Source organism: Paenibacillus periandrae (assembly GCF_022458865.1).
Lineage (GTDB): Bacteria > Bacillota > Bacilli > Paenibacillales > NBRC-103111 > Paenibacillus_S > Paenibacillus_S periandrae.
This window is the reverse complement of the sequence record NZ_JAJNMU010000001.1, coordinates 20458-35544: the sequence shown is the minus strand read 5'-3', so window position 1 is coordinate 35544 and position 15087 is coordinate 20458. Positions and strand designations below refer to the sequence as shown.

The following is a 15087-nucleotide window of genomic DNA, read 5'->3' as shown; positions in this document are numbered from 1 at the left end:
AACCTTTTGCCGATTCGCCTCGTCTAAGATTAGGGGAGATCATTTTGTCATTTGAAGGTCAATCTGCTGTACGTTGGTAGATCAGGAAAAACCAGGTTGGTTCATGGAAACTTGGCGAGACCTGATAAAGCTGGTAGTTTTTATAAAGAGAGCTATTGGAAGCTTACATAGTTCGTTATTCTTATGGTAGCGATACCTGGAGGAACACTTATAGGAGGATCAAAATGATAGGTTGGCTTCGTCCCAAAAACCAAACAAGCAAGGTTTCTGAAGGGCGGGAGCTCGACACAGAAACTGATTTACAACCTGTCATGAATGACGGTGCAGCGGCACAGAAGACGGAAAAGGTTATCATCGAGCAGCGTTTTGACATTACCCAGCCAATTCTTACCGTATCGGGAGTGGAGCGTTCCTTTCCCGTTGGAGGCAGTCAACTGCATGTACTCAAGGGCATCAACATGTCCCTGTATCCGCTGCAGCTGGTCATGCTCAAAGGTCGTTCAGGCTCAGGTAAAACCACACTGCTGAATTTGATCGGAGGGCTGGATCAGCCTAATACGGGTGAGATTATGTTTCTTAACCATCCGTTTCATCGCTGCAGTGACGATCAGCGCACGCAAATTCGTCGCAAGGAGATCGGTTTTATTTTTCAATCGTATGCCTTGATGCCCTTGCTGTCTGCCTGGGAAAATGTTGAACTGGCGCTGCGTATGGCAGGGGTTCCGCGATCAGAATGGAAGCAGCGTGCTGCCCATTGCCTGGACCTGGTGGGTCTTTCCAAACGTATGCATCACCGTCCTTTCGAGTTATCGGGAGGCGAGCAGCAGCGTGTGGCTATTGCCAAAGCGATAGCGCATAAACCATCTCTGTTGTTGGCCGATGAACCGACCGCAGAACTGGATTCCCAGATGGGTGCACAGGTGATGGCGGTGTTTCGTGACATTATTACGACCGAACAAGTAACGATATGTATGACGACACACGATCCGACAATTATGGAGGTTGCCGACCATGTATTCGAAATGGTGGATGGAAAATTTATCAGCACGTAGTCTGTCCGTACGACCTGTCGCAATCGCTTGTTTAGCGGCTGTGCTAGTACTTGTATCGGGCTGCTCCTTGCTGCCGAAGGAGGATGAAGAGGAGAAGCTGCCGGTCATAACAGCTCCCAAGCTATCCAAAAAGCCGGAGTACATCGTGAAAACCGATACACTGGAAACCAAGGTACACGGCTCTGGCAAACTGATGGCTACTCAGGAGGAAGATCTGTATTTTACCGATGAAGCAAGCCGCAGAATCAAGAGTGTGCTGGTGAAGAGCGGCGACAAGGTGGAGCAGGGTCAGCTTATTGCCGAGCTTGATGTGACGGAGCAGGAGAGCCAGCTGAAGCAGAAGCGTCTGCAAACACGCAAGGATGAGCTTGTTATGATCGAAACCTTGCGCAAAGCCGATGAAATGACTGTGGAGTCGCTGGAGCAGGCAAAAATCGATTTTGAGCTGAAACGTGAGGAATTGAACAAGCTGGAAAACACAATTGCCAAGGCGAAGCTGACGGCACCCTATGCCGGTACGATTGTTTCTGTATTTTTGAAAAAGGGCGACACCGCACAAGCGTATGATGCCGTTGCGACGATTGCTGATTTGTCTCAGCTGACCGTTGTCGGGAGCTTAAGTGCCGATGACTTAAAAAAGGTCGCGGTCGGCATGGAGGTAGTTGTAGACATTAATGCCGCAGGTCAGCACAAAGGAAAAGTACTGCAGCTGCCTAATCCTAAGGTAGATACAGGTAATGGCGGCGTTGGTGGTCAGGGAAGCAATGGGCAGCCGAAGACGCCGGATACGATTGACAATTATTTGGTTGTACAGCTGGAGCCTTTTCCGCAAGGACTGAATCGGGGTACCCGGCTCAGTGTGTCCGTCATTATCCAGCGCAAGGAAAAGGCAGTCACGATTCCTTTATCTACCTTACGTTCTTATTCGGGACGAAACTATGTGCAGCTGGTAGACGAGCAGGGGAACAAAAAAGAAGTGGATGTAGAGATCGGCCAGCAAACATCGACGGATGTGGAAATTCTTAAGGGACTAACGCCGGGGCAGAAAGTTGTGGGTCGATAATGTCGATACCGATGCTTCGGTTTTTATACCGCAAGATGTGGAACACGCGCTGGCTAACCTTAAGCTCACTGCTCGGCTTGATCATGGCTGTTGCTTTTACGACAAGCATACCGATGTATGCCGATGGATCCTTGAAGCGAGTAGTCAGCAAATCGCTGGAAGAGAAGAGCAATGGACTGCCGGCAGGCTCACTGCTGATTCGTTATCAGGCAACGGGGAGTGAGAAAGCAGATCTGGACGCACTTGCCGACGTGGATCAATACATCCAAACCGAACTTCCCAAGGACGTTGCCTTTCCTGATCAGGCCTATGTCCGCAGCTATTCGATCCGAGCCTCCCAGCTGGCACCGGAAAATCCACAAACTGTGGATCCGAGCAAAAAACGTCAGATGACCTTGGTGTCACAAAGCGGTTTGAAGGAGCACATCGAGATCGTACAGGGACAATGGTACACGGATCAGATTCAAAACGGTATCGTTGAAGCTGTTATTCTGGAAGAAGCGATGTTCCGTAACGATATGCATATTGGTGATGTATTCAATTATCCGATTAGCGGGGGGTTAGGTATCGCACCGCTCAAGATCAAGATAGTGGGTACGGTCAAAGCGGGCAAGGAAGGCGATCCGTATTGGTTTCAAGGCATGGAGGGGTTGGTTAACACCCTCTTTATGAGCGAGCAGTCATTTCAAACCTACATACTTCAACAGAAAAAAATTCCGCTCAATTTGGCCAATTGGTATTATGCTTTTGACTTACGGGAGATTCAGACAAGTCAATTGTCTCCGCTGCAAAATAAGTTGGAGCGTCTGGATATCACCTTGTTTCAGAAACTGAAAAATACACGGGTCGATTTATCGTTTATTCCTATTCTGCAGGAGTTCAGATCGCAGAGTCTGCAGCTGCAAATTTTGCTATTTACATTAGCTGCACCCATGATTGCGATGGTTTTTTATTACATTGTGATGAATGCGCGTCAATCTCTGGATCGGCAGCGCAGCGTCATTGCTGTTCTGCGAAGCCGGGGCGGCAGTACCCGACAAATTATTGGCATCTATTTGCTTGAAGGGTTTCTGCTGGGGGTGACTGCGTTAATCGTAGGTCCAATGCTCGGCTGGTTCATGGCCAAGAGTATAGGCTCCTCCAGCGGTTTTCTAACCTTCGTTGACCGCCAATCGGTACCGGTAGGTGTCTCGACCGAAGCTTTGCTGTACGGGGGTGTGGCTGTCTTCATAGCGATCCTGGCCAGCGTTATACCGGCCATTGTGTATGCACGATCCTCCATTGTCAGCTATAAGCAGAAGCTGGCTCGTGCTGATCGGTCGCCATTTTGGCAAAAATGGTTTCTGGATGTAGGATTGATCGCTTTAGTAGGTTATGGCTACTACTTGTTCGACCAGCGGCAGCTGCTCACGGCTCAAACAGGACTCACTACCGATCAATTACAAGTGCATCCGTTGCTGTTTTTTGTACCGGCCTTATCGATTATTTCCTTGGGATTGTTTTTTCTGCGGTTATTTCCGTGGCTGCTCCGCTTATGGAGCTGGATAGGCAAGCGATTCCTGCCAGTACCGATTTATTTGACGTTGACGCAGTTGTCACGTTCGGCAGGGTCTTATTACCCGCTGATGCTGCTGCTTATTTTGACCCTGGGGCTTGGTGTGTACAATGCATCGGCGGCCCGAACCATCGATTTGAACTCCACGGATCGCACTTTGTATGCCTATGGTACGGATGTGATTGTGCAGGCGGTCTGGACTGGAGTATCCGATGAGCTTCCACAGGATCAAAGTGCAGGCCAAAATGGTGGAAACAGCGGAAGTGGGGCCGGTGGCTCTCCAGGTGGCGGTAATAGCGGTTCTGGCCAACAGGGCGGAGGCGCACCTGGTGGTGGCAGTGGCATGGAAGGGCCTCCTCCCAAGCTGAGGTATGTGGAGCCTCCATTCATTGTTTTCCAGCAGACGGAAGGCATTGACCACGCAGCGCGTGTGTTACGGACCAAAGGGAATGTTGTGGTTTCCGGAAAATCGTTAGGGCAAGGCATGTTGATGGGAATCGACAACGTGGATTTTGCCAAAGTCGCCTGGTTTCGCAAGGATTTGTTCAAGGCGCATCCCAATGCTTACCTGAATCTGCTTGGCACGTATGAACAGGCTGTTATTATCCCGACCTCCTTTGCCGAGAAGAATCACATCAAGGAAGGGGACATCATTAATATTTCCATTCAGCAGCAGCAGGTGGAATTTGTCGTTGTGGCCACGGTTCCTTATTGGCCGAGTCAATATCCGGATCAAACCCCTTTTTTCATTGCTAATCTGGAATACATCTATGATCAGGCCCCGATCGTTCCTTATGAGGTGTGGTTAAAAATGAAGGACGGGGCGAAGGTTACGCCCATTGTCGAAGCACTGACAGCCAAACAGATTGAAATTGCCAGTGTGAAAGATGTGCGCAACGAACTGATTACCCAGAAAAAGCACCCGTCCCGTGGTGGCGTATTTGGTATATTGAGTCTTGGATTTCTGGTTTCGGTGCTTGTGTCATTAATCGGTTATATCCTGTATTGGTTTTTTAATCTTTCCAGCAGAGTTGTGCAGTTTGGCGTACTGCGGGCGATGGGACTGTCTCGTAGACAGCTTACGGGAATGCTTTTATTGGAGCAAGGCTTTACTGCAGGGCTGTCTATCGCTCTTGGTATTGGAATAGGGAAGCTGACGAGTTATTTATTCCTGCCCTTCTTGCAGACGGCAGAAAACGTGCAGACACAGGTTCCACCGTTCCGTGTTGTTTTTAATGCCCGTGATACCGATCAGTTATATATTGTCGTGGCGTTCATGATGCTGACGGGTGCTGCACTGCTGTTCCTGCATATTCGCAGGCTGCGTGTTCATCAAGCTGTGAAGCTGGGAGAGGAGAAATAAGCGATGATCAGCTGTGAAGAGCTTGTCAAAATATATAAAACCGACGAGATCGAGGTCGTCGCCCTCAAAGGTCTTAATATTTCTGTTGCTAATGGCGAAATGATGGCGATTATCGGCAACAGCGGCAGTGGAAAGTCCACATTGCTGAATATATTGGGAGGTCTTGATCGTCCATCGGCAGGACAGGTTCAGGTTGGAGAGTGGAATTTGCTGAAAATTACCGACGAGGAGCTTGTCCAATACAAGCGTAAAACCGTTGGATTCATTTGGCAAAATAACGCCCGCAATCTGGTTCCTTACCTGACCGCGCTGGAAAACGTTGAAATGCCGATGATGCTGAGTGGACAATACGATAGAGCCTACGCCAAGCAGCTCCTGGAATGGGTAGGCCTCAAGGAGCGAATGGGGAATAAGCTGCAGCAGCTTTCTGGAGGCGAGCAGCAGCGGGTGGCAATTGCGATTTCCTTATCCAACAAGCCGACGCTGCTGCTGGCGGATGAACCGACGGGCTCAGTCGATACACGAACCTCGGATATGATCATGGATATTTTTCGCAAGCTGAACCGTGAGCTGGGGGTTACAATTGTTATTGTAACTCATGATATGGAGCTCGCGAGCAAGGTGGATCGTGTTGTGGCGATTCGCGATGGGATGACCAGCACGGAGTTCATTAAGCGCAATCCGAATCTGGATGAGGCGGGGTCTGAAGAGTCTTCCGGTTTACATTCGATGCAGGATGTGCATGAGGAATATGTCGTGCTGGATCGTGCCGGACGGCTGCAAATCCCGAAGGCTTATTTAGAGGCACTAAAAATTAGTAGCAAGGCGTCAATGGAGTTTGATGGGGAGAAGATTATTATTCGCCCTCCCAAGAGCTTGTCCTGATATATTTCGAAGACTTCATCTGTCTTCATTATATACACATAAATCATAAGTGCTTCAAACAACTACATAAGGCCATTACATAAGGACAACCATTGCAAGCCAAATTTTAAGCAACAACTACTACAAAGGGGGATTTAGTAATGAAACCACGGGTTAAGCAAGCTATGCTGCTGTCCATTTGTGCCGGACTTACGATTCCGCTGCTGGCGGCCTGCACGAAAATGCCGGGGGCATCGGACAATACGGAGCGTGTTCTTCGAATTGCAACGACAATGGGAGGAAGTGAGGATGAATATTTCCGCCAGCAATTTACAGAGATCTTTGAGTATGCCAATCCCAAAATAAAGCTGGAAATCATATCGACCATAGACGAGAGCGCTCGGTATGGCAGGCCGGATCCAAGTAAAAAGCAGGTCGATCCACTCGATAAGCTCAAGGAGGTCATGCAGGGCGACAATCCGCCCGATGTGGTCATGGTCGGTTATGACCAGCTGCCTGAACTGATCAGCAACAACCTGCTGACACAGCTTGATCCGATGATTACCAGGGACAAGTTCGATACCTCCGATATGGTTCCTGCTGTCATCGAAGGCTTAAAAAAATCAGGGGATGGCAAGCTGTACGCTTTGGCCCCAACCTTTAACTCCTCTGCGCTTGTCTATAACAAAAAAATGTTTGATGAAGCCGGAGTAGCCTATCCCAAAGACAAAATGACGTGGGAGGAAGCTTTTGATCTGGGAAGGCGCTTGGGTAAAGGCGAGGGTGAAAACCGCAAATACGGATTTTCCTTCTCGACCCAATCGATGGGCGACTTGTTCTATTCGATCCAGATGTACACAGCTCCTCTTCAGCTAAGGATGTACGATGAGAAGGGCGATAAAATGACGGTTGACACCGATCAATGGGAAAAAATCTGGAAAACGATGCTGCAGCTGAAAAAGGATAAAGTATTGCCAGAACAGCTCGATCAGGCAGCCATGAGAGCTAAAATGTCGAATCCGGGTGGTGCCGATTTTAATCCGTTCCAGTACGATGATTTCTTATCTGGACGTGTTGCGATGTCGATCATTAACTATGGTCAACTGAGTCAAATTACGAACGCCAATAAAAGTGCCCAGAATGTGAAGAGCTTTACGCCGATTGATTGGGATGTCGTCACCTTACCAGTTCATCCTGAGGCTCCTGATGTAGGCGGGTATATGAGTATGAACGGGATTATGGGAGTCAATGCCAAAGCTCAGAACGTAGATGATGCATGGAAGTTTATCAAATTCATCAATAGCGAGGATTGGGCACGCCTGAAAGCAAACAGTTCTTATAATATCGTTACTCGCAAAAAATACATTAAGCCTAAAGACGGTGTGCAGTTCCACATTGATGCCTTTACAACCTTGACTCCTGCACCAATGCCCGATAATAAAGTTTATCGCGACAAGCCGAATATTTACCAGGTTCAGGATATTGGTCGTCGTTTGTTCGAAGATGCATCACAGGACAAGATTCAAATCAGGGATGCACTGAAAAAATGGCAGGCCGACGGCGACGCCATGCTGCAGCAAATGAAGGATAATCCTAATGGACCTGTGGGCACTATGAGCGCTGTCCCAATGATGAGATAAGGAAACAAGTATTTGCTTACGAAGATAGTTTTCCTACGGAAAACTCTAAGGAGGGTAACCCCATCATGATCATGATTAAACAATCCACCGCGATCCTGCTGTTGACAGCTGTTGTCACCTTAAGTACGGTTGTTCCTGCCTTTGCGGCAGATAGCGGCACAACGCCGCCGTCCAGCAGCGCCATACTGACTACCGGATCGGCCCCTGCGCTCGGTACGGTAGAAATTCAGGGAGGCAGCTACTTCGAGCTGAAGAATGTGACGATGCTGACAGAGCAAAGCGGCAAGACGGTTTCCTTTACTTTGAGTGTCCATAATACAACGAGCACTGATCTGCTTTTTATCGACTATTGGGTACGCATGCGGACGCAATCAGGCAACCAAATCTCTGTCAGGGTACTGCCGCAGGATAAAGATAAAAATCGGATTACGCCTCAATCAGTACAGGATATCAGCTTTTATGCAACAGTTAATGAAACGACCGAGCTCAGCGATCTTGTGTTTGAGGTGATCAAATGGGACTTCTCGCAGCCGAACTTTGAGCGAAAGATAGGCGAGGTTGCGGTTCCCGCCGGGTATTCGGTGGTTACACCTGTGAATGAATCTCATATTATTAATATGGCTGGTACTGAGGTTAAAGGCTCGATAAAAAAAGTGTTTATGACCAAAAACGAAAAGAATTACTCCCCTACCGTCGTGCTGAATATGGAAAATGTTGGAAATCGAACAGCTGTTGTGCCTGCATACCAATTTTTGCTGCGTACAAACGAGGGGTATATGTATCCATTGGACGCCAAGAGCTTAAAAGATTTATCGATTAATCCACAAATCAAAAAAGAAATTGAATTAACGGGCTCTGTCCCTATCACGGTCAGCACGGAAGGCTGGCAGCTTGTCATTATCCAGAACGCTGCTGATTTGAAGCTGAACCTGCCAATTGCCTATTTCCAGCTGCCTGCTGTGTCTGCTCCTGACAGCGTCGACGCGGGAACGGAATATCATTTTACGAACAAAGAGGGTACGTATACCTCCAAGCTGAACTCCTTTCAGCGGCTGCCCTGGGAAGATCAGGATATTTTGACGGCGAATTTCACACTGCTGAATCAAGGTGTTGAGGCGCTGCCGATTCCGAATTTGGTAGGCTATTATTTACTGGACGATAACGTCAAGGTAGAAGCCAAGCTGATCAAGACGGACAAAATGATCGGGCTTCCCAAAGGGAGTGAGGCGAATTTTCAGTTTATAGGAAAAATGCCTTATACGTATGAATTTTCTACCATTAAGCTTGTGCTTGAGGAGAAAACCAGCGAAACCGAAAAGGAAGAGCTGCTAAAATTTGCGCAAAGCTCCGAGCTGCTCAATATGCCTTACATTAACGTCGGGGATATGTACAAAAAAGCTATTGTGGGCCGAAGCGCCAGCTACAAAGTATTGGGTGTAAATACCTATACAGGGGATACGGCCGATGTTTTTACCGTACAGATGGAAGCGACGAATCTCGAGAAGCGCTCTACGGACGTATCCAAGCTTGTCGCGCAATTTAAGACGATCGACGGCTCCGTGTATCCTGCTGCCATTTCCGAAATCAAGAATAAGGTAGGTCCTGGCGGCTCCGCTCTGTTATTTGTATCCAGCACATTGCCGAAAACCTTTCCGACAACGAACATGCATGTCATGATTGGGGAAGCGGTAACCGAGGATAAGTATACGGAAAAGGATGCCAAACCGGATGCTTATGTGAATGCCGCAGCATTTTGGCTGCCGAATGAGAACTTTACTGCGAAGGACGATTTTGAAAAAATCGATCTGTTTCCGTATACGCTTCATGTCGGAGGCGTGAATACATGGATCAACCGGGACGAGCTCAGGTTGACCTTTGATTATGAGCTGACCAAAAATAATCGGATTGAATCGAATACCGAGGGACGCAAGCTTGTTTTTGTCTTTGAGGATGAGAAGGGGAATAAGACTTTTACGAAAGAATTTGATTTTAAGGACTTTGATAGTAAAAGCTCAGACTCCAGTGCCGCAGCAGGCGCCGTCTCCTCAGATCCGGCAGTTAATGATGATAAGATCAGACTGGGCAAAAAGGAAAAATTCCGGATTACAGAGCGTGATGCAGATCTGATTTACCATCTGGATACTTTAAAGACGTACAAGCTCAGCATCTATGATTCTTTTCAGGGGCAAAGGAAGCTGTTAGCCAGCAAGAAGATCGATTGGTTTACAACAACGGATTAATTGAACTATAGGGTCAAAAGCCAAACCGTCCAACAGCCAAACCGTCCAACAGCATGTAGAGCAGGCTGGCCAGGGCGGTTTTTGGTTTTTTCGATTATGAACGATTTGTTAAATATTCTCAAAACTATTGACAGTTTTTTCAAAAGCGCTTAATGTTGTTATCGTTAACAACATTGTTAATGATATCAACGATGATTTAAGGAGCTTGCTATGAAATCGCCACAACTGTCCTTTGAAGACTTGAAAACAAACATAAGCAATCATATGTCGCTATCCTTTGAGTCAGAAGGGTTCAGTCCTTTGGTTGGGAAGATTTTTGCCCAATTACTGTTTGCCTCAAGTCCCATGAGTCTTCAGGAGATAGCGGAGAATCTGGGTGTTACCAAGGCGGCAATCAGTGTACAGGCGAGGACTCTGGAAAAGCATATGATGTGCCACAAGCTGCCGACCAGCAGCAACCGTAAGGATTATTACTACATAAGCGATGATTTCAGCATGACTACGGTGCAAATGATGATTATGAAGATAGGTGATATTCAAAAGATGATTGAATCTACCCTGGATGCATTTTCAAATTTGTCTGAATTAGAGGAGTCGGATAAACCTTCACATTTTGCTTCCAAACGCCGTTTTTTGGAAATGCAAGCCCTTCATGAAATCCTATTGGCACGGTTGGATGGCTTGGAGGAGGAATGGGAAGCTCGGCGTGAGCAGCTTTTTTTTGAATCTTGACTAGGCAGGGGATAGGGGTGAATTGCTGATTTCATGACATTTGTCACCTTACATAATCAGGGCTCGAAGCTATACTAAAGAAATGTGGGTTTACAATGAAGGGGTAGCTGGAAGCATGACGTCTAAGAAGTCAGCCAATGTATATGGAGGAGTAGAGAGATGAACAAGTTGACCGAGTTTTCAATGAAAAATATTACGGCTGTCATTATTATTACGCTGCTGTTGCTAGGAGGCGGTATTTACACAGCAACAACCTTGAAGGTAGAGAGCTTTCCGGATATTTCGTTTCCGGTTGTATTGATCAACACCCAATATACGGCTCCCCCCATGGATGTTCTCGATGACATCACCAAGCCTTTGGAAAAAGCGATATCTAGTTTGGATGGAATCAAGAATTTGACTTCGACCTCAAGTGATAACTTTTCATCCATTGTTATTGAACTGGAGCAGGATAAAAAGCCTGACGATGTTAAAAGAGATGTGGAAAGCTTAATCTCCAATGTTATTCTTCCCCAATCTTCGGAAAAACCCAAAGTGCAGACCCTCGGTTTTGCCTCTGAGCCGGTATATTACATATCCGTTTACGGAACGAATGGAATGAGTCAGCAGGATCTTGATAAGGTGTACAAGGATGTTATTTTACCGGGTTATGAATCGATCAAGGGGATCGACCATGTAGATTCCATCGGTAACCAGGAAGCTGTACTGACGATGAAAATGGATGCCAATGCGATCAGCAATTATGGATTATCGCCAGATCAGGTATCCGGCAGCATTAAGGCGGCTTTGCAGACGAGTCCTGCAGGCTCCGTAGACTTTAACGGAAATACACAAATGGTTCGTGTAAAAACGGATTTGAACAGTGTTTACAATCTGGAGAATATGAAAATCACGACACCCTCAGGAACCACACTGCTGCTTAAAGAGCTCGCCAAGATCGAAGCTATTAATGAAGCGACCTTTTTATCCCGTCTGAATGGCCAGCCTGCTATTGGCGTCAACTTGTTCAAAACCAAAAACGCTAATGCGGTTGAATTTGGTGCTGCAGCCGACAAATTGATGGATGGCTGGAAAACACAATATCCAAACATCGTTTTTCATACGATTTATAACAGTGCCGTCGATATCAAGCATTCGATCAATGGAATGGTGCAGGAAGGCGCATTAGGTGCTGTATTGGCCTCACTGATGATTTTGCTTTTCTTGAGAAATGTACGTATGACACTGATTGTACTTGTATCGATCCCGTTATCCATCATTGTAACCCTCCTGTTCATGGGACCTCTTGGTATTTCTCTGAATATCATGACGCTTGGAGGCATGGCGATAGCCATCGGCCGGGTCGTTGACGATAGTATTGTAGTTATCGAGAACATATACAGCGAGTTGGAGAAGGCGCAGCAGCGTAATGAATCGGTTATCAAGATGGCTACGGCGCAGGTTGCCTCAGCAATTACCTCATCTACGATCACAACAGTTGGTGTTTTTGGTCCTATTGCTTTTGTAAGCGGAGTGTTGGGTGAAGTATTCCGACCTTTTGCGATCACACTGGCTGTAGCTTTAATGTCTTCCTTGATTGTCGCTTTGACCATCATCCCGATGCTAGCCAAGATATTGGTTATGAACAGTAAAATTAAGACCCACGATGAAGCTGACTCTCTGGGCGCATTTTCCAGATTGTACAAAAAAACCTTGATCTGGTCGTTAGGAAATAGTTGGAAAACATTGCTTCTAGCCTTTATTTTATTTATTGTAACGATTGTTTCCACAGTACCTTATCTATCCACATCGTTCATGCCAGAAAGTGAATCCGACAAGCTGATGCAGTTCACGATAAAAATGCCACGAGAAACGACGATTGAAACGATGGATGCCAAGGTTAAGGAAATCGAAACGATGGTACGCGAATCCAAGGATGCCAAGGGCGAACCGACCTTTGAATATTTTGAATCCTTGATCGGCTACAACAATGGAACAGACCGGATCGCTTATCGTTCATCGTTTTTTGCATCCGCTTCAGCTGCATCCAATGCTAAAGACGTGGTAAAGGAATTTAAGGAAAAAATCTTATATTCATTGCCTAAAGGCTCGGAAGTGAATGGTTCCGTTCTGTCCGCAGGCGGGCCTCCAGGCTCCGACACCGATTTCTCCTATGCGCTTAAAGGGGACGATCTGAACAGCCTGAAAGCAGCAGCAGAAATCGTGAAAACCAAAATGAGAGAGTTCCCGGAGCTCATAGAAATTAAAGATACGCTCAGTGAATCCAAGACTGAGGTTGAGATCAACGTCGATCAAAACAAAGCCCGTCTGTATGGATTATCTTCGGCACAAATTACAAATACAGTACGAGGCTGGCTTATTGAAGAGAAAATCGGTGATTTGAAATTCGACAATACCACCTTTAAAACTAAAATTATGCTGGATAAATCATTCAAAAATTCGATCGAAAAAATAGGGAGCTTCCCAATCAAAACGACTACAGGCTTTACAGTTAATCTCAATGAGATTGCTAAGATTCGACAAATTGATGCTCCAGTCGCCATTACCCGCGAGAAGGAAGAGCAAATCGTGAAGGTTAATGCCAAAATCGACAGTCCTGATAAAGGCGGTATTAGTGCCAAAATCAGCGAAGCACTTAAAACCGTAGAGCTTCCAAGTGATGTCAGGACCGAAGTTAAGGGCGTAACAGACGATATTGAAACCAGCTTCCAGCAAATGTTCATCGCCATGGGGGCATCGATCTTTATCGTATACCTGGTAATGGTTCTGGCATTTGGTAATGCGAGTGCACCACTAGCGATTCTTGTTTCATTGCCGCTTGCTGCTATCGGAGGACTGCTTGGACTGTTTGTTACCCATGAATCTGTTAATATTACTTCCTTGATCGGCTTCCTGATGCTTATCGGTGTCGTGGTTACAAATGCGATCGTGCTTGTGGATCGAGTGCAGCAGCTGAGGGAGAGTGGTCATTCAGTTCGCGATTCGCTGGTTGAAGCGGGTACGACACGTCTGAGACCGATCATCATGACAGCTGGAGCGACGATTCTGGCCTTGATGCCGCTTGGAGTCGGACTTTCCAAAGGAACGATTATTTCCAAGGGTCTCGCAGTTGTAGTTATCGGAGGCTTAACGACTTCGACGCTGCTTACCCTGTTGATTGTCCCGATTGTATACGCCATGCTCGCTCGCATTAATGACAGAATGGCTCGTTGGTTCAAGAAGAAAGATCATGATGCCAACGATACACAGGTTACAACAGCTTCGATAACACATTAATCATACAGAGATATTGAAAGGGAGAATCGGCCAATGAACTTTACAATGATCAATACCGTCAAAAAAAGTACAAAAGTAGTAGGAGTCGTTATCTTGAGCACGGCGATCATGACAGGCTGCACGAAGCCAGCAGCACCTCCGCAGCCGCCAGCAGCCGCTGAATCCACAATCAAAACGGTTAAGGTAGCCAAGGTAGAGAAGAAATCAATTGGTGCCCCGCTGGAGCAAGTAGCGGACGTAGTTTCCTCGATACAAATGGATGTTGTCACGAAAGTAGGCGGCGACGTTCAGGAAATTTATAAAAAACGCGGTGATATGGTTCAAAAGGGCGAGCTTCTCGTAAAGCTTGATCCTACCGATGTTGAGCTGCAGAAGCAAAAAGGTGTGCTAGGTGTAAAAAGCGCAAGCCAGCAGCTGACAAAAGCAAAGGATGATCTGGTTAACTCGAAGGTCGATTTGCAAAATGCAGTTACGAAAACTGAACAAGCCGTCAAGGATGCTGAGAAAAACTTTAGCAAGGCACGTAATGATTATGACTTGGGCCTGCTTACAAAATTCCAGTTAGATCAAGTAGAAACACAAGTAACAAACCTCAAGCTGGACTTGGAAAGTGCGAAGAACAAGCTGAACACCATTGAAACAACGAACTCCTTGTCCCAACTGGAAACTCAGGTAGAATCATCTAATCTGAGTATTCGTGAAGCAGATCGCACCCTGAACAATCTGGAGCTGAAAGCACCCGTGAGCGGTGTGCTTACCGAACTGCCGATCGAAGTGGGCATGAGTTTGACCGCAGGCTTTAAAGCTGCACAGGTACAGCAGCTGGACCCGATCAAGATAAAAGCTGAATTAACGGAAGCTTCTGCACAGCTGGTTCGCGGCAAGACGGAATTGACGTTCTATGTGCCAGGTACCACTGAAAAGCTGAAGGGCAAAGTCAGTTACTTGGCGGATGTGATGAGCTCACAGTCCAAATCGTATCCATTGGAACTTGAAATCGCGAATGCCGATACCAAGCTTAAACCAGGCAACAAGGTGCAAATCCTGCTGACTGAAGAGAAGGACGAAATCGTTGTTACGGTTCCAACCTTAAGTGTGGTTCGCGAAGGTGGAGATACTTCTGTATTTATACTAGTTGGAGATGTTGCCGAGAAACGCAAAGTACAGCTGGGACGTCTGAATGAGACGGTTCAGGAAGTCATATCTGGTATTAAAGAAGGCGAGCAATTGATCGTTTCCGGTCAGAATCAACTGAAAGACAAAGAAAAAGTACAACTAGCGAAATAATCTGGCTAACTGGAG

General features: G+C 46.7%; 9 protein-coding genes. All 9 read left to right on the top strand.

All coding sequences use genetic code 11. The features are described from left to right. The first annotated feature begins 224 nt into the window (after nt 1–224). The 9 genes from LRL21_RS00145 (at nt 225) to LRL21_RS00105 (ending at nt 15072) form a co-directional block, all read left to right on the top strand. Entirely contained in the window at nt 225–1052 is an 828-nt protein-coding gene (locus LRL21_RS00145) for an ABC transporter ATP-binding protein (protein WP_240413736.1), read from the top strand. Then, nucleotides 1012–2115 carry an efflux RND transporter periplasmic adaptor subunit gene (locus LRL21_RS00140; RefSeq protein WP_240413735.1) on the top strand — a complete coding sequence of 368 codons (1104 nt, stop codon included), beginning with the start codon at nt 1012–1014 and terminating at the stop codon, nt 2113–2115. The genes LRL21_RS00145 and LRL21_RS00140 overlap by 41 nt, the downstream gene beginning before the upstream one ends. Beyond that, entirely contained in the window at nt 2115–5033 is a 2919-nt protein-coding gene (locus LRL21_RS00135; RefSeq protein WP_240413734.1) for an ABC transporter permease, read from the top strand. Before LRL21_RS00140 ends, LRL21_RS00135 begins: the two co-directional genes overlap by 1 nt. A 3-nt stretch (nt 5034–5036) precedes the next feature. Continuing rightward, the gene (locus tag LRL21_RS00130; RefSeq protein WP_240413733.1) at nt 5037–5918 is read left to right on the top strand and encodes an ABC transporter ATP-binding protein; all 882 of its coding nucleotides are present in this window, start codon (nt 5037–5039) and stop codon (nt 5916–5918) included. Nucleotides 5919–6058: 140 nt separating this feature from the next. Then, nucleotides 6059–7537: an extracellular solute-binding protein gene (locus LRL21_RS00125; protein ID WP_240413732.1), complete on the top strand. Its 1479-nt coding sequence runs from the start codon at nt 6059–6061 to the stop codon at nt 7535–7537. A gap of 65 nt (nt 7538–7602) precedes the next feature. Next, entirely contained in the window at nt 7603–9777 is a 2175-nt protein-coding gene (locus LRL21_RS00120; RefSeq protein ID WP_240413731.1) for a hypothetical protein, read from the top strand. A 210-nt stretch (nt 9778–9987) separates the two neighbouring features. Further along, a complete protein-coding gene (locus LRL21_RS00115) occupies nt 9988–10509 on the top strand; it encodes a GbsR/MarR family transcriptional regulator (RefSeq protein WP_240413730.1) in 522 nt (173 codons plus the stop codon). Nucleotides 10510–10668: 159 nt separating this feature from the next. Beyond that, entirely contained in the window at nt 10669–13785 is a 3117-nt protein-coding gene (locus tag LRL21_RS00110; protein WP_240413729.1) for an efflux RND transporter permease subunit, read from the top strand. A 33-nt stretch (nt 13786–13818) separates the two neighbouring features. Then, complete coding sequence (locus tag LRL21_RS00105; RefSeq protein ID WP_240413728.1) at nt 13819–15072, top strand: efflux RND transporter periplasmic adaptor subunit; 1254 nt, start codon at nt 13819–13821, stop codon at nt 15070–15072. Nucleotides 15073–15087: the final 15 nt, after the last annotated feature.

Excerpts from the sequence above, each read along its gene's own strand:
- LRL21_RS00135 (WP_240413734.1), top strand. The coding sequence starts at position 2,115 with ATGTCGATACCGATGCTTCGGTTTTTATACCGCAAGATGTGGAACACG.
- LRL21_RS00105 (WP_240413728.1), top strand. The coding sequence starts at position 13,819 with ATGAACTTTACAATGATCAATACCGTCAAAAAAAGTACAAAAGTAGTA.
- LRL21_RS00140 (WP_240413735.1), top strand. The coding sequence starts at position 1,012 with ATGTATTCGAAATGGTGGATGGAAAATTTATCAGCACGTAGTCTGTCC.
- LRL21_RS00130 (WP_240413733.1), top strand. The coding sequence starts at position 5,037 with ATGATCAGCTGTGAAGAGCTTGTCAAAATATATAAAACCGACGAGATC.
- LRL21_RS00110 (WP_240413729.1), top strand. The coding sequence starts at position 10,669 with ATGAACAAGTTGACCGAGTTTTCAATGAAAAATATTACGGCTGTCATT.
- LRL21_RS00145 (WP_240413736.1), top strand. The coding sequence starts at position 225 with ATGATAGGTTGGCTTCGTCCCAAAAACCAAACAAGCAAGGTTTCTGAA.
- LRL21_RS00125 (WP_240413732.1), top strand. The coding sequence starts at position 6,059 with ATGAAACCACGGGTTAAGCAAGCTATGCTGCTGTCCATTTGTGCCGGA.
- LRL21_RS00120 (WP_240413731.1), top strand. The coding sequence starts at position 7,603 with ATGATCATGATTAAACAATCCACCGCGATCCTGCTGTTGACAGCTGTT.
- LRL21_RS00115 (WP_240413730.1), top strand. The coding sequence starts at position 9,988 with ATGAAATCGCCACAACTGTCCTTTGAAGACTTGAAAACAAACATAAGC.